Source organism: Alloprevotella tannerae ATCC 51259 (assembly GCF_000159995.1).
Classification (GTDB): domain Bacteria; phylum Bacteroidota; class Bacteroidia; order Bacteroidales; family Bacteroidaceae; genus Alloprevotella; species Alloprevotella tannerae.
Genome location: NZ_GG700644.1, coordinates 1 through 21663 on the forward strand (window position 1 = coordinate 1; position 21663 = coordinate 21663).

The window sequence follows — 21663 nt, forward strand, 5'->3', positions numbered from 1 at the left end:
GTACTATGTGGATTTCTACAGCCTCTTTAATCATCCCGAAAAAGATTGGGAAGCATGCCTGAAAGAAGCGGCCGAAAGCCCTCAAATGCCTTCGCTTTTTGATTAGGGGGGGGGCTTGGAATGCCAAAAAGAGAACCTCAACCGCATTGTTTCAGCGATTGAGGCGGTCTTTCCTACTCTTTTTGACGTTTATCGGACAGCAATAATTAAGAGACAAAAGACCTTTCTGCTTATAGTTGGGCCTTATGCCGGAGAAAATAATATCAGAAAAGCATTTTTTTCGTGGCAATACTTTGTCCTTTCAAAAAATGTTGTACCTTTGCACCGCGTTTGAGAGAAAACGCAAATAATGCGGCAATAGCTCAGTTGGTAGAGCGCAACCTTGCCAAGGTTGAGGTCGCGGGTCCGAATCCCGTTTGCCGCTCTTTTTATTGAAACAAAAGTCTTGAAAGCCCAGGTGGCGGAATGGTAGACGCGCTAGTTTCAGGTACTAGTGACAGCAATGTTGTGCAGGTTCGAGTCCTGTTCTGGGCACTACTATGACTTTAGAAAAAGAAATGGAGAGGTGGCGGAATTGGTAGACGCGCTACTTTGAGGGGGTAGTGACAATTGTGTCGTGGGAGTTCGAGTCTCCTCCTCTTCACTCTTTTATTGCGGCAATAGCTCAGTTGGTAGAGCGCAACCTTGCCAAGGTTGAGGTCGCGGGTCCGAATCCCGTTTGCCGCTCAATAAAAACACTCAATTTGTTCTTTTAGGACCAACTTATCTGTTTTATTATTAATAGAGACGTATTTATTGTGTTTAATAATAAATAGATGCGACTTAATTTAATTCTTAGGTAATGAATATTTACGTACGCTTTTTTGACTTTGATACGCTGGTGAGTGATGAAGATGGAGTAATTCAGTTTCTTCAAGCTATTCCAGATGTTGAGTTGACGGACGAAATTGTTGATGAAATAAAAGACTACATTAATAGTGAAACGACATATCCTAAGCGTTTAAAGATACGTCCCCATATTTACTTTATTCTTATTAAAACGACTGCATCTTCTATGGAAGAGTTTAAAGCCAATAGAAAAGATTCTTTTAATGCATTAAAGCCTCAAGGGCTGGATCTTTCTTCTCGGAAAGAAATAAAAGTATCAATGTTGCAAGAAGAAAACTTCGGTTGGTACAGAGGTTCATTGACTTTTAAACGAGTAGTGTTAATTCCTGGTACGAACAAATTTCAATATCAAGATACCGTATTTGAAGCTTTGGTGGAGACGATGAGTGGCAAAGAATGCTATGATGCAATTTTAGCCCACTTAAAGAATAGAAATGATGTTGATCCTAGAAGTCAATTCCCTTCTTGTAAAGGTTCGAATTTTGACTTCGAATATGTAGGTGAGAATCCTTTGGGTTAAAAATCTAATTGGCAATTTTATATTAAAGGGGAACGTAGACCAACTATGTTTCCCTTATTTCTTATGAATGCTTTAGGCTTAAAGTTTGCTCTTTAGGCAACTTTGTTTACAGCTTTTTGATTTTTCAAAAGCCTTACTGCCATCGCACTTTGGTGAGAATAGATGATAGCTTAAGGCCTGTAATGCTTCTTTTTTGTCTTCTTCGCGTACAAGGAAGCTAATGTTGTGATCGGAACCGCCAAAGCTAATCATACGTATAGGAATATCATGAAGTGCGGCAGTGATGCAAGATTCGCAGCCCACATTCATCCATCTTAAATCTCCCACAACGCAAATAATGCACATGTTTTCTTCAACAACTACCGTTCCATATTTTTTCAGCTCTTCAACAATTTGCGTCAAGTGCATTTTGTTGTCGATACTCAACGATACGCCGACCTCAGAAGTCGTTACCATATCAATGCTGGTATTAAATGTCTCGAAGATTTCAAAAACTTTGCGCAAGAAACCCGTAGCAAGGAGCATTCGGCTTGATACAATCTTTACTGCCGTAATGTCGTCCTTAGCTGCGATAGATTTTATAACGTGAGGGATTAGTTCATTGTCGATAATTGTGCCTTTTGCCGTTGGAGCCATTGTGTTGAGCAGCCTAACGGGTACACCAGCATAGCGTGCTGGTTGGATACAGGTGGGGTGTAAAATCTTTGCGCCGAAATAGGCTAACTCTGCAGCTTCCTCAAAGTTGAGGTGGCGAACTGCAACAGTTCCTTCAACCAAGCGCGGATCGTTGTTGTGCATACCATCTATATCAGTCCATATCTGTATTTCATCAGCTTTTAAGGCTGCACCAATCAAAGATGCTGTATAGTCAGAACCTCCACGTTGTAGATTGGCAATTTTACCGGATGCATCACACGCAATAAAGCCTTGCGTCAAATAAAGATCACAATCGTTGTTTTTTTCCAACACCTCTAAAAGGTGCGTACGAATATAATTTTGGTCTGGTTCTCCATTTTCAGCTAGCCGCATAAAGTCTAATGCAGAGATAAGGGCTACATTAACGCCTTTCTCTTGCAAATAATTGGCCAGCATGTTAGTGCTGATTATTTCTCCTTGCGCTACGATCGTGCGGTAAACCGTCTCACTATATTCTACACCAGCGAAGGTGTGGAGATAGGTGAATTCTTCGTCTAAGAATTTTATAGTTTTCTCTGTTATTTCTGCACTTTCATATAAGGTCGTTACGTGAGCATTATATTTTTTGCGTAATTGGTCAATGGCAATATGAGCAGCTTCAGGGTTATTCTTTTCGAAATAGTTGGAAATTTCAATGAGCGAATTAGTCGTTCCCGACATTGCTGAAAGTACAACAATGTTCTTCTTCTCTTTTGCGATTAGCTGGCAAACATTTTTCATTCGTGCTGGTGTCCCAACAGAAGTCCCTCCAAATTTTAAAACTTTCATGTCCTGTAGCCTTGTCTTATTATTTCTCGTTGTCAGATGTCTTCGGGGTGTTGTAATTTTCACCCACTTCGTATAGACGATTATTTTCGCAGCGATATACAATTCCTGGATAGCGCTCCAGAGCAGTCAGATTATGTGTAACCATTATGACCGCTGTACCTTGGTCTGAAACCGAACGTAGCAACTCTATGATGTGATCTCCTGCTTGACGATCAAGATTACCTGTTGGTTCGTCTGCTAGGATTATTTTTGGATTATTCAGTAGAGCACGAGCAATGGAGATGCGTTGTTGTTCTCCACCAGATAATTCGTGTGGGAAATTGCTGGCTTTATCTGTTAAGCCGACAAGTGATAAAACTTCTCCGATACGTTGTTCACGGTCAGCTTTTTTCTTTTTCCCAGTAGAGCGTAAAACAACATCCAAATTATCGTGTACAGTCTGTTGTGCAAGTAGTCGGAAGTCTTGGAAAACAATACCTAAACGTTGCCGAAGAACTGGCAGGTGTTTTGACTTAAGTTTGCATAAGTCTTGTTCCAATACTGAGATTGACCCTTCTGTAATAGGAAGTTCACCATATAGAGTCTTCAATAAAGAGCTTTTGCCAGATCCAACATTACCTATTATATAGATGAAATCTCCTGTATTGGCCTTGAAGTTTACTTCCTTCAAGATTTCCTTGTCATCTAGGAAAATTGAGACATTTTCTAGCTCAATGAGAGGCTTGATCATTGAGCATTCTTCTATATGCGTACTTTGTAGATCTTCCATAACAGACTTTATTTTAGGAGTAATATCGTATGTGCTTATAAATAATGTGTAGTAGAGAAACTTTTAATCCAATTTCAGAACAGCCAAGAATGCTTTCTGTGGCACTTGAACGTTGCCTATTTGCTTCATTCTCTTCTTACCTCGTTTTTGTTTTTCTAAAAGTTTTCGCTTGCGACTGATGTCGCCACCATAACATTTGGCCGTAACGTCTTTTCGCAATTGTTTTACAGTTTCTCTTGCTATAATCTTGGCGCCGATAGCTGCTTGAATAGCAATGTCAAACTGTTGGCGAGGCAATAATTCTTTTAATTTTTCGCACATTCTTCGTCCAAAATTAACCGAATTATCAGCGTGAGTTAACGTAGAAAGCGCATCGACCGGTTCGCTGTTAAGCAAGATGTCTAACTTTACTAATTTGGATTGTCTAAATTCTATAGGGTGGTAGTCAAAAGATGCATAGCCCTTAGAGATTGACTTTAGTTTATCATAGAAGTCAATGACAATTTCTGCTAAAGGCATATCATAATAGAGTTCAACACGATCTCCGGAAACATATTCTTGCTTGATCAATTCGCCTCGTTTACCTAAACATAGGGTCATAATAGATCCAATATAGTCTGTCTTCGTAATAATAGAGGCACGAATGTAAGGCTCTTCGATGTGTTCAATCTCTGTGACGTCAGGCATACCAGCTGGATTATGAACTTCCAGCATATTCCCGTGGCGGTCAAATACGTGATAATTTACATTAGGAACAGTTGTAATGACGTTCATATTAAACTCACGATCTAAGCGCTCTTGAATGATTTCCATATGAAGTAGACCTAAGAAGCCACAGCGAAACCCGAAACCTAAGGCTACAGAGGATTCTGGAGAAAAAGAAAGGGAAGCATCGTTGAGTTGTAGTTTTTCCAAACTGGTTCTCAGATTTTCAAAATCTTCAGGTTCTACAGGATAGACACCGGCAAAGACCATTGGCTTTACCTCTTCAAAGCCTTCAATTGCTTTATCACAAGGATTTCCAATAGAAGTAATTGTGTCTCCGACTTTAACTTCTGTAGCCGTTTTTATACCACTCACAATGTAGCCCACATCACCGCAATGTAAAATGTTGCGTGGGACAAGGTCCATCTTTAAAACGCCAATTTCATCCGCAGTATACTTCTCTTTTGTATTAACGAATATGACCTCTTCTCCTTTGCGTATAGTTCCATTAATAATCTTAAAGTAGGCAATAATTCCACGGAAAGGATTAAACACGCTGTCGAAGATCATAGCTTGCAGAGGTTTATTTTCATCACCTTGAGGAGAGGGTATCTGCTTAATGACAGCTTCTAAAATGTCTGTGACACCTTCACCTGTGCGGCCAGAAGTGTGGATGATTTCTTCTCGCTTACATCCTAGGAGTTCTATAATTTCGTCCTCAACTTGTTCTGGCATAGCGTTGACCATATCACATTTACTTAGGACTGGGATAATCATCAAGTCATGTTCAATGGCCATATATAAATTTGAGATAGTCTGAGCCTGTACACCTTGTGTGGAGTCTACCAATAAGAGGCATCCTTCGCAAGCTGCAATACTTCGAGATACTTCATATGAGAAGTCGACGTGTCCCGGCGTATCTATGAGATTGAGCGTATAGGTTTCTCCCTCAAGTTTATATTCCATTTGTATGGCATGACTTTTGATCGTAATGCCGCGCTCTTTTTCTAAATCCATATCGTCTAGCATTTGGCCTTCTGTGACTTTTATTGTCTGCGTGAACTCTAGTAGGCGATCAGCCAAAGTGCTTTTACCGTGGTCGATGTGCGCAATTATGCAAAAGTTGCGAATGTTCCTCATATAAGTGAGATAAAGGAAGTCTTTAGTCAAATAATTCTGCTGCTTCAAAGTTTACCGAATGCTGTAAATCTTTATCGCTAAGCTTAATGATGTTTTGGTCTTGAATAGGCCACTCTATAGCTAAAGTAGGATCATCAAAGCGTATGCTTGCCTCTGTTGTTGGCGAATATATGTTATCTACTTTATAAGCAAAAACAGCCGTTTCGCTCGTTACTTGAAAACCGTGGGCAAAGCCTCGTGGAATAAATAATTGCCGCTGGTTCTTATCGCTGAGCTCTACTGCAACATACTTTCCAAATGTAGGAGAAGAGCGGCGTAGATCTACTGCTACGTCAACAACGCACCCTTGAAGTACTCGTACCAACTTTGCTTGAGATGTATCTCCTTTTTGATAATGCAAGCCTCTAAGTACGCCAAGAGATGACTTTGATTGGTTATCCTGAATAAAGTTGACTTCATATCCGATAGCCTTGTCAAAATCAGCTTTGCGCCAAGTTTCCATAAAATATCCTCGTGCGTCTTCAAAAACGCGAGGTTCCAAGATATATACTCCGTTTATTGCTGTTGAAATGTAGTTCATACCAAATTAATTTTGTAGATAACCTTTTACGGCTTCGTTTGATTTGTTATAAAGTTAAGGCATCGAAGTGGGGGAGGTAAACTGTGCCACTAACTTCTCATCTACTACGTCAAAGCGTATTGTTTGTGGCTGCTCTGTTTTATCTTGCGTCTCATTCATAATAAGATCGCAAATTGCATCTTCGATGTTGGCTTGAATAGAACGCTTAAGTGAGCGGGCACCATATTGTACATTAAAGCCTTTCTTGACCACATAGTCTTTAGCCGCAGTCGTAAGCTCAAGCGATAACTGCATTTTTTCTAAGCGCTCCTTTAAAGCCCCTATTTCTAGGTCTGCAATTTTTCCAGCGTCCGCTTCTGTTAAAGGATGGAATGTGATAATATCATCTAGTCGATTCAAAAATTCTGGCGAGAATTGCTTTTGTAAGGCTTTGCGGATAATCTGTTCTACCATTTTTCCATCAGCATCATCTGTAGCAGCTTCCTTGAAGCCTATGCCTCTACCAAAGTCTTTTAATTGGCGCGTGCCGCTATTTGATGTCATAATAATAATGGTGTTGCGAAAATCTACGGTTGTTCCGTTGCCATCTGTTAGTCGCCCTTCGTCCATTACCTGAAGCAAGGTGTTGAAGACATCTGGATGTGCTTTCTCAATCTCGTCAAGCAGAATTACAGAATATGGATGGCGGCGAACTTTCTCCGTCAACTGACCTCCCTCATCATAGCCAACGTATCCCGGAGGCGCACCAACTAAACGACTCGTGCTATATTTTTCACCATATTCGCTCATATCAATGCGAATTAGATCTTCTTTGCTGCCAAACATCCACTCTGCGAGACATTTTACAAGATAGGTTTTACCCACACCTGTCGGACCTACGAATAAGAAAGTACCAATAGGTCTATCTGTACCTTTTAAGCCAAGGCGATTGCGCGTGATTGCTCTTACCAAATGGCTGATAGCCTCGTCTTGAGAGATTACTTTTGCTTGCAAAGCTGCTTTCATACCTTTTAAGCGTATGCTTTCATCTTGCGCCATACGTTGTACAGGGATGCCGCTCATCATAGATACGATAGTAGAAATATCTTCTGCTGTTACCGTAGGGCGGTCTTCTTTGAGGGAGTCAATCCAGTCTTTATTGGCGTGTTCCAATTTATCCGTCAACTGAGCAACTTCATCACGCAGGTTTGCTGCCAACTCATAGTTTTGAGCCTTCGCTGCTTCTGTTTTATGTCGCTTTAAATCAGCAATGCATTTCTCTAATTTTTCAATATTCTCTGGCACTTTCACACCGGAAATATGCACGCGGCTTCCAGCTTCGTCCAAGGCATCGATCGCTTTATCTGGTAATGCGCGACCACTAATATAGCGAGTCGTAAGGTTGACACATGCGTGTAATGCATCGTCCGTATAGGCCACATTGTGGTGTTCTTCATATCTCTTTTTCAAGTTACGAAGTATCTCCAATGTCTGTTCTGGGGTTGTTGGCGCTAATTGAATCTTTTGAAAACGCCTTTCAAGTGCACCATCTTTCTCAATTGTCTTGCGATATTCATCTGTCGTCGTTGCTCCAATGCATTGGATTTCTCCACGTGCTAAAGCCGGCTTTAGAATGTTTGCAGCGTCAAGACTTCCGGGAGCCGAACCTGCACCTATAATTGTATGGATCTCGTCGATGAAAAGTATTATTTCGCTATGTGCGCGCAATTCTTTAATTAAGCGTTGCAGACGATCTTCAAACTGTCCACGATATTGCGTTCCTGCTACTATGCTTGCCATATCTAAGGATACAATGCGTCTATGCTGTAAGATACGAGGCACTTTACCTGAGATAATCAAGTTGGCTAGCCCTTCTACGACGGCACTTTTCCCCACGCCTGGTTCTCCAATGAGAATGGGATTGTTCTTTTTACGTCGACTTAGGATCTGTGCAATGCGTTGTATTTCATTCTCGCGTCCGATGACTGGATCTAGAGCTTCATCAGCAGCCAACTTTGTAAGGTCTGTGCCGAAGTTGTCTATTACAGGCGTGTCGCTTGTCTGCTTGTCGCGAGTTTTTGTTTCGCTGTGTTTGTAATCGCCTTGTGGTTTCTCATCCGGAAAACCTTCAGGTGCCTCATCTGCTACACCAAATCCAGCACTTACTTCTGATGTCGGATTTAGCAAAGAAGCAATACCGCTATAAGTGATATTATTTTGATGTAGGATAGGCAGACATTTATTATCTTTATCTCGTAATATAGCCAGTAAGAGGTGGTCTTCATCAGCCATTTTACTGCCTGCACGGCGCGCTTCTAAGACCGAGAGTCTAAGAATACGCCGACAAGTTTCATTTAAAATAATATTATCTGAAACAGCGTCCAATGTTTCAACAGAGACTGTAAATTGATGTTCTATTGCATCACGAAGAGCTTCTATTGAGACTCCGGTAGAACGCAGTAAATCTGCAATTCTACTATTGCCGTTGTGTAGTAAACCGAGGAAAAGGCACAATTCGTCAACTATTGGTTGTTTAAAACGAATTGCCTCTGTTTTGCTATATGTTAGAATGTTTGTCAATGCCGCAGAAAGTTCGTAAGTCATAAATTCTTCCTCATATTTTACGTTGCAAAGATAGCATTTGACGCGCGTAAAACCAAGCGCAAATAGGCACATTCCAAGTTATTAACCCTGCATATTTTTCAACAAGTGAATAAATCAGGCCATATGTCTGTCAAATCGCTTTCCGGACTTGCAATTCTTGCATTTTTGTTCTTCCAGTCGAAGCTGTGAATGACAATAATATGCAAATGTTGTGCCGATTCCTTTTTCTGATCTATTTTAAGATGGTATTTGTAGTCTCTGCTATAATTTATGTGCTTGTTAGACACTTATTATTTTTGTTTGGCGGCAGCAAACCATAGTTTGCAGTCGCCAAACAATTGTATGCTAGGGACAAACTATGGTTTGCTGCCGCCAAACGAATTGTTGATTCATAATGACTCGTTATGTACTGATTGATTGTATGCACACTTTTAGGTTAGCTAATAGATGCTCGAGTCAAAAGTAAATGTATAAGATGCAGATGAAGGGTGGGGTGATGATAAATTAAATGACTGTGGAAGATACATACTTCTAGTGAACATCGCACGTTTCCTGCGTTGATAAAATTTGATTCGTGTTGCTTAAAATTGTATTTAACATGAGTTCGACGAATTCAGAACAAAACAAGCTTTGTATCAATGTGCAAAGAACTATAGACAATAAGCCTGAGACACTGTCTGTATATGTAGAAAAATCAAGGTGGTTAGAACATTTTCGTATTGAACTTATCACGAACTGGCATATTCAATCGACTATAAAGAAAATACGGAAAAAGAATGCAGCTATAAAAACAAACCAAACATAAAATAAAAGAGAGTTGCACGCTTTAAATAAGTAATGCAACCCTCTTTTATACTAATAAAAAGCAGAAGACGTTATTTTCTTAGTTTTGATAAGAGACGCCCTGACAATTTCTTTTTACTTTTCCGATTATTATATTGTTCTCCATAGCCATAACTATAGTTGCCATAACCGTATCCGTAACCATACCCATAGCCGTATCCATAGCCATACTTAGCTTTAACATCAACGTCATTAAGCGCAATGCAAAGGTGACGATATTTCTTATCTTTATTCATTTTTTCAAGCTCAGGCAAGAAAGCACGCACCTGAACACCAACACGAATGACGAACAAGGTAACGTCTGCCACTCTATCAACAATGCTTGCATCAGACACAGCTAAGATAGGTGTTGTATCAATAATAATAAAATCATACAACTCGCGTGCCTCTTCTACCAATGCCTCAAGTCTACTAGACATTAATAACTCAGATGGGTTAGGGGGAAGCATACCAGCTGGAAGAAAATCCACTTGCTTGGCAACACCATCCTTTATAATAATCTCATCCAACGAGAGCTTTTCTTCCTCATCAACTAACCATCCAGTTAAGCCATTAGAACGCCCAAACTTCGAACTTAATGTACGCTTTCTAATATCAGCATCAACTAGCAATACACGCTTATTAGCCATACCCATAATCGCAGCTAGATTACGGGATATAAAGCTTTTACCTTGTCCGGGCGTTGAAGAAGTTACGACACAAACTTTTGCAGAATGACGCATAAAGTTCAAGCCATAACGCAACATACGAAAGGCCTCCACAATCGGAGCATCAGACGAGCAAGTAGTTATCAAGCCATCATCTCCTCCTTCTTCCCAAGTGGGCAGCTCGCCGACCAAAGGAATTGTTGTAGCTTCCTCAACATCGTGACGACCTGAAACTGTAATATCCATTAACCTACGTATCGTGAGTATCAGTGTAGGAATTAATAGTCCAATCAACAAACTAATCAAGATAATTGTTGATCGACTTGGAGATATCGGAGTATTCGAGCCTAGTGGATCTTCAACTAAACGAACGTTAGCATCATTCACAGCAAGCTGTAATGCAACCTCTTCACGTTTATTCATCAAATATGTATACAAGGCCTCTTTCAAATTTTGTTGGCGACCTATACTTAATGCGCGACGCTCCAAACCTGGTGCGCGACTCACTTCTCCATTAATTACACTTTCATTTGAACGAGCGCTTTTTGCACGCATCTCAAGTGTCTTTACATAGCTGCGAACAGAAGAAAGAATCGTGTTACGCATCGTCGTCAACTTGCTATCCAAATCCTTCACAAGCGGCGAGTTCGGGCTACTATTCTTCTCCGTACTATTTCGCTCTATCATCATTGTATTATACTCATTCACTAAGCCTGCAAAGGTTGCGTCCGGAAGATTTAATACAGGGATAAGCTGATGCTTATTGCTATTATTCTGCATAAAATCTTTCAAGTAGCGCGCCACAGAAACTTGTGATTGCAAATCTACTGAGCTTTGACGCGCAGTTACGCTCATTGACGAGTATTGGTCTGCAGCAGTCTTAAAATCTACAATGCGATTACTTTCCTTCAAAGAGGCAAGGCGACCTTCGACTCCAGCAAGTTCAGAGCCAATTAAAGAGAGTCTTTCATCGATAAAATGTGCCGTGTTTTGCCCTACGCGATTCTTGTTATCAACGACATCTTGCTTATAACAACTGAACAACGTATTAATAATGTCTGTTGCTCGAGCTATATTAATATCTTGACAAGTCAGCACAATCAAAGAGCTTTCTTGATCTTGCACCGTTGCTGATATTTCTCCTTGGTAACGGCGTGCAGCTAGATCAGCAGGTATATAATCTACAGTTATAACTTTTCCTTTGGAGAATTCTTCAAAAGTAGCATTTTTCGATATCTTCAATACGCCCAATGGAGTCTTGACAGCTTGCTCTGGAGCAGTCTCAATGTCATCACTATATTCCTCCCCATTTAGTTTGAAATCAAACAGGCGTACTTTCCCGCCTGGCATAATCTCTGCTTGGAAATTTGCAGGAACGCTTGTCTTAGTTCCAAAACTAACATCAAATGGACGGTTGTCATACAAAGCAATACGATGGAGAGCATTCTTTGTCGTATAATCTACGTCTAAACCTAAGCTGTCAACTACTTTACGCATCAATCGGCGTGTAGTAAGGATGAAAAGTTCATTAGAAAGATTATCACCAATCGTAACGCCATTAAAGTCCATCATCGTGTTTAAGCCGCTACCACGATTCCTTGAACTTGAAAATCCGCCACGACCACTACCATTCCCACCTTCGATAAGCATTGTTGCTTGACGCGTATACACTCGCGGTTGTATTTGTTGGTAATACCAACCACAAGCTACACAAACAATTATAGAGAAAGCAAACCAACGCCATTTTGCTAAAAACACATGATAGCAAAGAAGCAAGAAAGGGACAATCTTAAACTCGGAGTTCTGTACCTCGTTTTTCTGTGAATATTCCATATAAGAGCTCTTTATTTGGCTACAAAATTAGGTATTAATTTCGATAAGTAACACTTCCAAGGCAATACTTTTAGGCTAAAATGCGAAAAAACATGGACTAATGCCGAAAAATATCTCCTTGATACTTGTCTTTTCGTCAAAAACGATTAGATTTGCAGTATGAAAACCACAGAAAGATCTTCCATATTGATTATTTATACCGGAGGCACTATCGGTATGATAGAAAATCCAGAGACAGGCGCGCTTGAGAATTTCGGAATAGAAAAGTTTCGCAGTTTTGTACCAGAATTAAAGCACCTAAAATATCGGATAGATGTATTGACATTTACACCGCCTATTGACTCTAGCGACATGAATCCGACACATTGGACAGAAATCGCAAACATCATTAGCAAGAACTACCTCCGATATGATGGTTTTGTTATTCTACATGGTACAGATACGATGGCCTATACCGCTTCTGCATTAAGTTTCATGTTAGAAAATATTGGAAAGCCTGTTATTATCACAGGCTCCCAACTTCCTATTGGTCAATTACGCACTGATGGAAAAGAGAACTTTCTGACAAGTGTAGAAATTGCAGCAGCCAAAACAGCAGACGGCGAGCCTTGCGTCCCGGAGGTTTGTATCTTTTTCGATAGCCTTTTAATGCGCGGCAACCGCACAACAAAGATTAACTCTGAGGGTTTTAACGCTTTTCGTTCATACAACTTTCCGCCTTTAGCTCACGCTGGCATCACCATTAAATATGATACACGTTTAATCTTAAGACCAGACAAGCAAAAGCCATTCACACCTCATTTTAAGTTGGATGATCACGTCATTGTACTAACAATTTTCCCAGGAATTCGCCAAGATTATGTCGAACGACTTTTAGATTTTGAAGGATTAAAAGCAGTTGTTCTGAAAACGTACGGATCCGGCAATGCTCCTCTTCGCCCTTGGCTTGTTAATCTCCTACGTAAGCTTAGCGAAAATGGCATTATCATCGTTAATATTACCCAATGCCCTAAAGGAGCGGTAGAAATGAAACGCTACGAGACCGGATTACAACTGCTGCAGGTTGGAGTAAGTAATGGCTATGACGCGACTTTGGAGTGTACAATTACCAAGTTAATGTATCTTATAGGTGAAGGTTTTAGCCGAAAAGAGATTGTACGATGGATGAACACCGACATAGCCGGAGAGATTTCAATACAATAGTTATCTAAGTCAACAACGCGAAGCAGTCCGCTGCAAACCATCTTTATGAAAACCCTCGTAGCACCCTCTTTGTTGCTATTATTCAGCTTATTATTCTCTACCTGCCATAATAAGCCTGAAGTGTTGTCAACAAGGAAGGAGATACCACTACAATACGCCACCTTACTTCAACTGACGGCTGCCGACTCTTTTACTATTGCCACGATTAAAGATCCATACGACACAACTAAGATTTTGCAGAGCTATTGCTTGCTAGAAAAGGATGTAACACCACCGAAAACTTTGCCAAAAGCCACAACTATCATTCGCATTCCTCTTCAACGAGCAGCAGTTTTTTCTTCCGTTCACCTCGCTTTATTACAAGAGTTACACGCCATACGTCAAGTTAGAGGTGTTTGTGATACACAGTTTATCATTGATCAAAACTTACAAGCACTCATTCGGCATCTACGACTCACAAACTACGGGGGAAGTCTGCGGCCGGATCTTGAATTATTGGTTGCGACGCGTGCTGATGCACTTTTAGTTTCTTCACTTGTTGATGTAGATCGACCTGAATTGCGAAAAACGGGCATTCCAATTATAGAATGTGCCGACTATTTGGAGACCTCAGCTTTAGGGCGTGCAGAATGGATCAAGTTTTTTGGACTTCTATTTGGAAAAGGACAAGCTGCAGACAGCATTTTTCGACAAGTAGAAGACCGCTATCAATCTCTCACACGTCAAGTACGTACACTTCGTCAACGCCCATCTTTGCTCGTAGAAACAAAACAAGGCGGCGTTTGGTATGTTCCAGGGGGTAAAAGCACGATGGGCGAAATTTATCAATCAGCCGGTGTAAACTATTTATTCAGTTATTTAAACAAAAGCGGCTCTGTCGCGCTTTCGTTTGAAACAATATATAAAAAAGCGCGAAATGCTGACTTTTGGTTGATCAAATATGGAGATACTACCCCCTTGTCATATCAACGACTCAAGGCTTCCTACACTCATTATAGCGCCTTCAAAGCCTTTCGCCAACATAACGTTTATGCCTGCAATACGCTACAAAAGCGCTTTTACGAAGAAACGCCTTTCCATCCCGAACGACTATTGGAGGACCTCATAGCGTTATTTCATCCACAACTTTTACCGGATCATCGACTACGTTATTTTGAACCATTGCAATAAACTTTTTGTCTACGATTAAGATATGCCATACAATAATATACATGTAGGCAATCAAAACGTGATTAAATGGGGAGGCTCACTGTTTCTCTTTAGCTTACTCTTCTTTAGCAATTTAGTCATAGGAAGCACTTCGCTTTCGCTCTCTCAGATCTTTGACGCTCTGTTCAACCAAGGAACATCTGATGTTGTCACCCACTTTATTGTAGTTGAAACGCGTCTGCCCGCTGCAGCGACCGCAACATTAGCAGGCGGCTCACTTGCCGTTATCGGACTTTTACTCCAAGCCTCATTCCATAATCCTTTGGCAGACCCCGGCTTATTAGGTGTTTCGGGAGGTGCAAGTCTTGGAGCAGCCATATGTATATTGTTAATAGGCATCAATTATTCAAGTGCAGAAGCTGCTATAGGCTTTTCTGTCACTATTCTGTCTGCATTTATAGGTGCTATCATTGTTACCTTACTCCTTTTCCTCTGTAATAAACTATTTAAAAACTCACTTATCTTACTCCTTTTCGGAGTATTGCTGAGCTACACACTCAATGCGATTGTGACAATGCTCAACTTTCAGGCCTCAGCCGATAATCTTCGCTCGTTTTTCAGCTGGCAAATGGGTGATTTCTCAAGTCTTACCTTATCTGATCTTCCCATTTTCGCTTTACTCAGCTTCGCTGGATGCTTGTTAGCACTGACGCAGACTAAGCCTCTTAACCTATTACGAATGGGTGACGACTATGCAAGAAATACAGGCATTCACGCCAGAAGCTTTCGCGCCATAACCCTATTAGTTGCTGGCCTGTTAACAGCTACAGTCACCGCATTTTGTGGACCTATAGCTTATATAGGTTTAGTTACACCCCATTTTACTCGCATTTTGTTTCATACGAGCGATTATCGTAGCTTACTTCCGCTATCTATACTTTGGGGTGGCAGTATTGCACTTTTATGCAACCTCATCTCCTCACTACCCGGAGCCAACGGACTTATACCAATTAACACAACAAGCTCAATCTTGAGTTTACCTTTCCTTATCCTTCTACTCCTAAGGTGGAGCAAAAAGTAATAGCTAACTTGTTTATAGTGTTAATTGAAAAAACGCCCTCTGCTTATTACTTCTATCTGCTTAGCAGAGAGTCATAAGCCTATAAGATATATTTATTTGTAAACCTTTGAGCTCTGACTAAGAATGATTTGCTCCCACCAAACAATGGTTTGCTCCCACCAAACAATGGTTTGCTCCCACCAAACAATGGTTTGCTCCCACCAAACAATAGTTTGCTCCCACCAAACGATAGTTTGTCCCCGCCAAACGATAGGTAAAAGGACTAAGAAAAGCAGCCGGCGACTTGTTAAAAGATGAAAGTATAGTGCATTCATAAACGACTTTTTTTTGATTGAAAAATTAAGACAAAATAGCAAGCATACAAAAAAATCTTATAAATCGTAGCTTTGGAAAGGTTCGGCAGCAACAAAGATCAAATCATTCAATATTTTTCTGTTAGAAACAGGAACTCTGTCTATCTTCAACCTACTTTCCGCCTAATTCAATATAGCAAGTGAGTTGTTATCAAAATTCTTTATATTATAAAGAGTATAAGTACTTACTTTTTTTCGATTTTCAGGCTGTATTAACTTAGACAAGATCTCCTTGTTTAAGACTCTATACTGCGGTAATAAGGGGCGATAAAAGGCAAGCATTGGGTATGCATTAATTCGTATCACCACATATGTGTTTTCAGGGAATCAAAATATGTGGAAAATGCTTTGTCTATATTGCATATCAGAATTGTTTGTCTTATCTTTGCAGATAAATTTATGAAACAATATTTCTGACCATAGGGTAACCATTCTCATTGAACAACATATATGGAGACTTTTTTCCAAACCCATGCCTATCTTGTAGAGCATCTACATACGACCGTGCGCCGCTCTTTAATGGATACGATCGATTGGAGCTATCGCATGATAGCAATTAGAGGGCCACGAGGCGTAGGCCGGACCTCATTTTTGCTCGAATATGCCAAAGAAAATTTCGACATTCAGCTACATCAGTGTCTGTATGTCAATATGAACAACTTCTATTTTCAAGGTCACGGTTTAGTAGAGTTTGTCGGAGAATTTGTGGCTCGTGGCGGACAAGTGCTGCTTATTGACCAAGCATTCAAACTACCTGATTGGAAAAACCAGCTTGTAGAGATTTATCGTAAATACCTCTATCTGCGTATTGTATATACGACGACTTCTGTTGGCTACAACAAGGAAGATGGTGATCACGAATTAAATCGTATCACGCATAGCTACGTGCTTCATGGCTTTTCATTCCGAGAATATATCAATCAGCAGACTGGTTACGAGCTGGGTACTTATACGCTTTCGGAAATTCTAAATGACCATGAGCGCATCTTAAAGGCTATCCTACCAAAAGTGAAGCCTTTTGAGCACTTTCAGAACTATCTGCACCATGGTTACTATCCTTTCTTTTTAGAGAATCGTAACTTTATGGAGGCACTTCTGAAAGCTATGAATAACATGATTGAGGTAGACATTCTCTTTGACAAACAAATCGAACTGAAATATTTGTCACGCATCAAGAAGTTGCTATATTTGCTCGCCGCTGCAGGAGAAGATTTCTCACCAAATGTAAGCAGATTGGCAGAAGAAATACAAACATCACGCGCTACCGTAATGAACTATCTCGAATATCTCGAGGAAGCGCGCTTGATAAATATGGTGTATAAAGAAGGTGACTCTTTCCCCAAAAAACCGGCAGCTGTAATGCTCCATGACACAAATTTAATCTACGGTATAAAGGCCGGAGAAATAACAGAGCAAACAGTAATGGAGACATTCTTCGTCAACGTTTTATGGAGACATCATACGATCTCTAAAGGAAGACGCCCTGGCTTCTATACCATAGATGGGACTACTGAAATTTGTGTATGTGAGAAGGCACGCAGGCCCAAACGTTCTGAAAATTTCTACTACGCAAAATACAATACAGAAATAGGCCGCGACAATGAAATACCTATTTGGTTATTTGGCTTCTTATATTAAAATTTTATCAGATATATAACAATTAATTTTTTCTATAGCAACAATGGCAAAAGAAAAGAAATTCATTACTTGCGATGGTAACCAAGCAGCAGCGCATATTGCTTATATGTTCTCTGAGGTGGCTGCTATCTACCCAATCACGCCATCTTCTCCGATGGCAGAGCACATCGATGAATGGGCTGCAGCAGGCCAAAAGAATCTTTTTGGCGATACAGTTCACGTGCAAGAAATGCAAAGTGAAGGAGGTGCAGCTGGTGCTGTGCACGGATCATTACAAGCCGGCGCTTTGACCACGACATTTACGGCTTCTCAAGGTCTGCTCTTGATGATTCCGAATATGTATAAAATTGCCGGAGAGCTTCTTCCTTGCGTATTCCACGTCTCTGCACGTACTTTGGCTACGCACTCTCTCTGTATCTTCGGTGATCATAGCGATGTGATGGCTTGTCGCCAAACTGGCTTCGCTATGCTTTGTGAAGGATCTGTTCAAGAAGTAATGGACTTGGCTGCTGTAGCTCATTTGACAGCAATTGAGAGCCGCGTACCGTTTGTAAACTTCTTCGACGGCTTCCGTACTTCGCACGAATACCAAAAGATCGAAGCAATGGATATGGAAGATCTACGTCCTTTGGTTGATCAAAAAGCGCTTGCAGAATTCCGCTCACGTGCAATGAGTCCCGAACGACCAGTTGCGCGCGGTATGGCTGAAAACCCTGAAACATTCTTTGCTCACCGCGAAGCCTCTAATAAATACTATCGCGAAATCCCAGGTATTGTAGAGAGGTATATGCAAGCTGTATCTAAGATTACTGGGCGCAAATACGACCTCTTTAGCTACTATGGTGCAGAAGACGCAGAACAACTTATTATATGTATGGGCTCTGTAACAGAAGCAGCACGTGAAGCAATTGATCACTTGATGCAAGAAGGACGCAAGGTTGGTATGATCAGCGTTCACTTGTTCCGTCCATTCTCTACAAAGCACTTGTTGGCAGCTGTTCCAAAGACAGTAAAACGCATTGCTGTTCTTGACCGCACAAAAGAACCTGGTGCAGAGGGAGAACCACTTTACCTTGATGTAAAAGAGGCATTCTACAATCACGAAGATCGTCCTCTGATCGTTGGTGGCCGCTATGGCTTAGGCTCAGCTGATACTACTCCGACAATGATTATATCTGTTTACGACAACTTAAGTTTGCCAGAACCGAAAAATCATTTTTCATTAGGTATTGTTGATGACGTTACGTTTGAATCTCTTCCACTTGAGAAAGAACAAGCATTAGGTGGCAAGAGCATCTTTGAAGCTAAGTTCTTTGGTCTTGGTGCAGATGGTACAGTCGGCGCAAATAAGAATTCAATTAAGATTATAGGTGATAACACAGATAAATATTGCCAAGCTTATTTCTCTTATGACTCTAAAAAGTCAGGAGGTTTTACTTGCTCTCACCTACGCTTTGGAGATACACCAATCCGTTCTACTTATCAGATTAAGACGCCGAACTTTGTAGCCTGCCACGTTCAGGCCTACCTTCGCATGTATCATGTAACAGAGGGTTTGCGCGACAATGGGACATTCTTGTTGAACACTATTTGGGACAGCGAAGAGTTAGCAAAGAATCTTCCCAACAATATTAAGCGCTACTTCGCTGAGTACAATATTACTGTCTACTACATTAATGCTACCAAGATTGCACAGGAAATTGGCTTAGGCAATCGTACAAATACAATTCTACAGTCTGCGTTCTTCCGTATCACGAACGTAATACCTGTTGACTTAGCCATTGATCAGATGAAGAAGTTTATCGTGAAGTCTTATAGCCGCAAGGGACAAGACGTCGTTGATAAAAACTATCAAGCAGTGGATCGTGGTAACGAATACAAAGAATTAATTGTAGATCCGGCTTGGAAGAATCTACCTGATGATGCAGAAGTTGTAAGAGAAGAACCCTCATTCATCACAAAAGTAACTCGTCCTATCAACGCCCAACAAGGCGATAAGCTTCCTGTTTCTGCTTATGAAGTATCAGTCGATGGTACTTGGCCTCAAGGAACTGCAGCTTATGAAAAGCGTGGAGTTGCAGCTTTCGTTCCAGAATGGATTCCTGAAAACTGTATCCAATGTAATAAGTGTGCGTTTGTTTGTCCTCACGCCACAATTCGTCCATTTGTAATGGATGAAAATGAAACAGTAGGCTTTAAAGGTGAAAGTCTTGAGATTAAGGCTCCTGCTACAATGAAAGGCATGCGCTTTGTACAACAAGTAAATGTACTTGACTGCTTAGGATGTGGTAACTGCGCTGATGTATGTCCAGGTAAGAAGGGAGAGAAGGCCCTTATAATGAAGCCGCTTGAGACGCAACGCGCCCAGAGCGATAATTGGGAATATTGCGTTAAGCAAGTTACGACCAAACAGCATCTTGTAGATACTTCAACTAATCCTAAGAACTCTCAATTCGCACAACCTCTATTTGAATTCTCTGGCGCTTGTAGCGGCTGCGGTGAGACACCTTACGTAAAATTAGTCACCCAGCTCTTTGGCGATCGCGAAATGGTTGCCAATGCGACAGGGTGCTCCTCAATCTACTCTGGTTCTATACCTTCTACGCCTTATACCACTAATGCCAAAGGGCAAGGGCCAGCGTGGGCGAACTCACTTTTTGAAGACTTCTGCGAATTTGGCTTCGGTATGCTATTAGCTAATAAGAAGATGCGTAAACGTATTTCTGCCCTCTTACAAGATGCTATTGATAGTGACCACGTTCCTGCTGAATTCAAAGCTGCAGCTGTAGAATGGTTAGCAGGAAAAGATGATGCAGTCGCAAGTCGTGCAGCAGCAGGGAAGTTAGAGCCACAAATCAAAGACGGCGCAGAGAAAGGATGCCCGATTTGTAAGCAACTAACAGAGTTAACGCACTTCCTCACTAAGCGCAGTCAATGGATTATTGGTGGTGACGGTGCATCTTATGACATTGGTTACGGCGGTCTTGACCACGTATTGGCTAGCGGAGAAGACATAAACATCTTGGTGCTTGATACTGAGGTTTACTCAAATACAGGTGGCCAAGCTTCGAAATCTACACCAATCGGCGCAATCGCACAATTTGCGGCTGCCGGCAAACGTGTAACGAAAAAAGACTTAGGTTTGATGCAAACTACTTATGGCTACGTTTACGTAGCACAAGTAGCTATGGGTGCAGATCAAAATCAATGTCTCAAAGCAATCCGCGAGGCAGAAGCTTATCCTGGTCCTTCACTCGTTATCGCTTACTCTCCGTGTATCAACCACGGTCTGAAAGCAAAAGGCGGTATGGGGCGCAGCCAAGCAGAAGAGGCTCGTGCTGTTGAATGCGGCTATTGGCACTTATGGCGGTACAATCCGGCCTTAGCAGATGAGGGTAAGAATCCGTTTACGCTCGATTCTAAGGCACCTGATTGGGATAAGTTCCAAGACTATTTAGATAACGAAGTTCGCTTCCTCTCTTTACGTAAAGCACAGCCGAAAGAAGCAGAAGAACTATACAAGGCTACAAAAGAAGCTGCTCAACGTCGATACGCAGCTTACGTGCGTAAGACAAAAGAAGATTGGAGTCTTGATGCTGAATAAAGCATAGCCTTTTACACACTCATAAAGCAGGAAGAGGACATTTTCTTCCTGCTTTTATTTTATAGCATCCCAAAAAGTTTGCTCAAAATTGTACATAGAGTATTTACTAAGTCCAATTATCACATTAATCTGAAAAACAATTCTATAGACCCCAATTCTGGATAGGAAAAGCTTGTTTTTCTCCTAAAAAACGTGAGTTCAATGAATTATAAGTGTCTATAAATTAGGCGAACTAGAGAAATTTGTTGTAGCTTTAATGTATTGATATACAAACAAAAACACTATTATTACCGAGGCAAAAATTACAGAAATGTTTTTATGGCAGATGACTTCTGTAAGTTTTTGATGCAATAAAAACATATGCTAAAACCTACAGGTAAGAGAAAATATCAGCGTAGTTCCACGATGTCAGAGGTCGAAGTCATGCTAATAATGATTCTTTTCCACGAATCTTGTTGTCGTTGCTTTAAACATTTCTATCTTGAAAAAGTATGCGAACATCTTCGTTATCTGTTTCCAAAGAAGCCTTGTATCAATGTACAAAGAACTATCGAGACACAGCTTGCTTTGTGCTGAATTCGTCAAACTCGCATTGTTTAGTTTGATCTTAGACGCTTTAGTCCGCCGATCACTTTTCGTTGTTTTGTTTAAAGTAAGAAAAGC

General features: G+C 40.9%; 13 protein-coding genes, 4 tRNA genes and 1 pseudogene. 11 read left to right on the plus strand and 7 right to left on the minus strand.

All coding sequences use genetic code 11. The features are described from left to right. Positions 1-351 precede the first annotated feature (351 nt). From GCWU000325_RS10405 to GCWU000325_RS10425, 5 genes are all read left to right on the plus strand, one after another. Positions 352-424, plus strand: a tRNA-Gly gene (locus tag GCWU000325_RS10405). Between the two features lie 27 nt (positions 425-451). After that, a tRNA-Leu gene (locus GCWU000325_RS10410) sits at positions 452-534 on the plus strand. A gap of 25 nt (positions 535-559) precedes the next feature. Continuing rightward, positions 560-643, plus strand: a tRNA-Leu gene (locus GCWU000325_RS10415). 10 nt (positions 644-653) lie between these two features. Further along, a tRNA-Gly gene (locus tag GCWU000325_RS10420) sits at positions 654-726 on the plus strand. Positions 727-841: 115 nt separating this feature from the next. Continuing rightward, a complete protein-coding gene (locus tag GCWU000325_RS10425) occupies positions 842-1408 on the plus strand; it encodes a hypothetical protein (protein ID WP_006256602.1) in 567 nt (188 codons plus the stop codon). A 78-nt stretch (positions 1409-1486) separates the two neighbouring features. Here GCWU000325_RS10425 and GCWU000325_RS10430 read toward each other — a convergent pair whose 3' ends face one another. The 6 genes from GCWU000325_RS10430 to GCWU000325_RS10455 all read right to left on the minus strand — a co-directional run bounded on the left by GCWU000325_RS10430 (position 1487) and on the right by GCWU000325_RS10455 (position 11972). Next, positions 1487-2872 carry an aspartate kinase gene (locus tag GCWU000325_RS10430; RefSeq protein WP_006256603.1) on the minus strand — a complete coding sequence of 462 codons (1386 nt, stop codon included), beginning with the start codon at positions 2870-2872 and terminating at the stop codon, positions 1487-1489. A 19-nt stretch (positions 2873-2891) separates the two neighbouring features. Then, the gene (locus tag GCWU000325_RS10435; protein ID WP_006256604.1) at positions 2892-3641 is read right to left on the minus strand and encodes a cell division ATP-binding protein FtsE; all 750 of its coding nucleotides are present in this window, start codon (positions 3639-3641) and stop codon (positions 2892-2894) included. 63 nt (positions 3642-3704) lie between these two features. Beyond that, positions 3705-5486 (minus strand): translation elongation factor 4, encoded by a 1782-nt coding sequence (gene lepA, locus GCWU000325_RS10440; RefSeq protein WP_006256605.1) that lies wholly within the window; start codon positions 5484-5486, stop codon positions 3705-3707. Between the two features lie 22 nt (positions 5487-5508). Further along, positions 5509-6066, minus strand: a complete 558-nt coding sequence (rfbC, locus tag GCWU000325_RS10445; protein ID WP_006256606.1) for a dTDP-4-dehydrorhamnose 3,5-epimerase — start codon at positions 6064-6066, stop codon at positions 5509-5511. Positions 6067-6120: 54 nt separating this feature from the next. After that, positions 6121-8649, minus strand: coding sequence for an ATP-dependent Clp protease ATP-binding subunit (locus GCWU000325_RS10450; RefSeq protein WP_040599870.1), 2529 nt, complete (start codon positions 8647-8649; stop codon positions 6121-6123). Between the two features lie 875 nt (positions 8650-9524). After that, positions 9525-11972: a polysaccharide biosynthesis tyrosine autokinase gene (locus tag GCWU000325_RS10455; protein WP_006256608.1), complete on the minus strand. Its 2448-nt coding sequence runs from the start codon at positions 11970-11972 to the stop codon at positions 9525-9527. Positions 11973-12131: 159 nt separating this feature from the next. On the opposite strand from GCWU000325_RS10455, the gene GCWU000325_RS10460 reads away from it, so the two are divergent. The 3 genes from GCWU000325_RS10460 to GCWU000325_RS10470 are packed head-to-tail and all read left to right on the plus strand — an operon-like array spanning position 12132 to position 15405. Continuing rightward, positions 12132-13175: an asparaginase gene (locus tag GCWU000325_RS10460; protein WP_006256609.1), complete on the plus strand. Its 1044-nt coding sequence runs from the start codon at positions 12132-12134 to the stop codon at positions 13173-13175. A 45-nt stretch (positions 13176-13220) separates the two neighbouring features. Continuing rightward, positions 13221-14345: an ABC transporter substrate-binding protein gene (locus GCWU000325_RS10465; protein ID WP_006256610.1), complete on the plus strand. Its 1125-nt coding sequence runs from the start codon at positions 13221-13223 to the stop codon at positions 14343-14345. A 22-nt stretch (positions 14346-14367) separates the two neighbouring features. Then, a complete protein-coding gene (locus tag GCWU000325_RS10470; RefSeq protein WP_006256611.1) occupies positions 14368-15405 on the plus strand; it encodes a FecCD family ABC transporter permease in 1038 nt (345 codons plus the stop codon). A gap of 92 nt (positions 15406-15497) precedes the next feature. Here the strand turns inward: GCWU000325_RS10470 and GCWU000325_RS10475 are convergent, their stop codons facing one another. After that, positions 15498-15719, minus strand: a complete 222-nt coding sequence (locus tag GCWU000325_RS10475; protein ID WP_006256612.1) for a hypothetical protein — start codon at positions 15717-15719, stop codon at positions 15498-15500. 489 nt (positions 15720-16208) lie between these two features. Here GCWU000325_RS10475 and GCWU000325_RS10480 point away from each other — a divergent pair, with 489 nt between their 5' ends. The 3 genes and pseudogenes from GCWU000325_RS10480 to GCWU000325_RS12675 all read left to right on the plus strand — a co-directional run. After that, positions 16209-17396 (plus strand): AAA family ATPase, encoded by a 1188-nt coding sequence (locus GCWU000325_RS10480; RefSeq protein WP_006256614.1) that lies wholly within the window; start codon positions 16209-16211, stop codon positions 17394-17396. 43 nt (positions 17397-17439) lie between these two features. Continuing rightward, complete coding sequence (gene nifJ / locus GCWU000325_RS10485; protein ID WP_006256615.1) at positions 17440-21000, plus strand: pyruvate:ferredoxin (flavodoxin) oxidoreductase; 3561 nt, start codon at positions 17440-17442, stop codon at positions 20998-21000. 283 nt (positions 21001-21283) lie between these two features. After that, a pseudogene (locus GCWU000325_RS12675) lies at positions 21284-21561 on the plus strand (IS982 family transposase); the annotation flags it as partial. Positions 21562-21663: the final 102 nt, after the last annotated feature.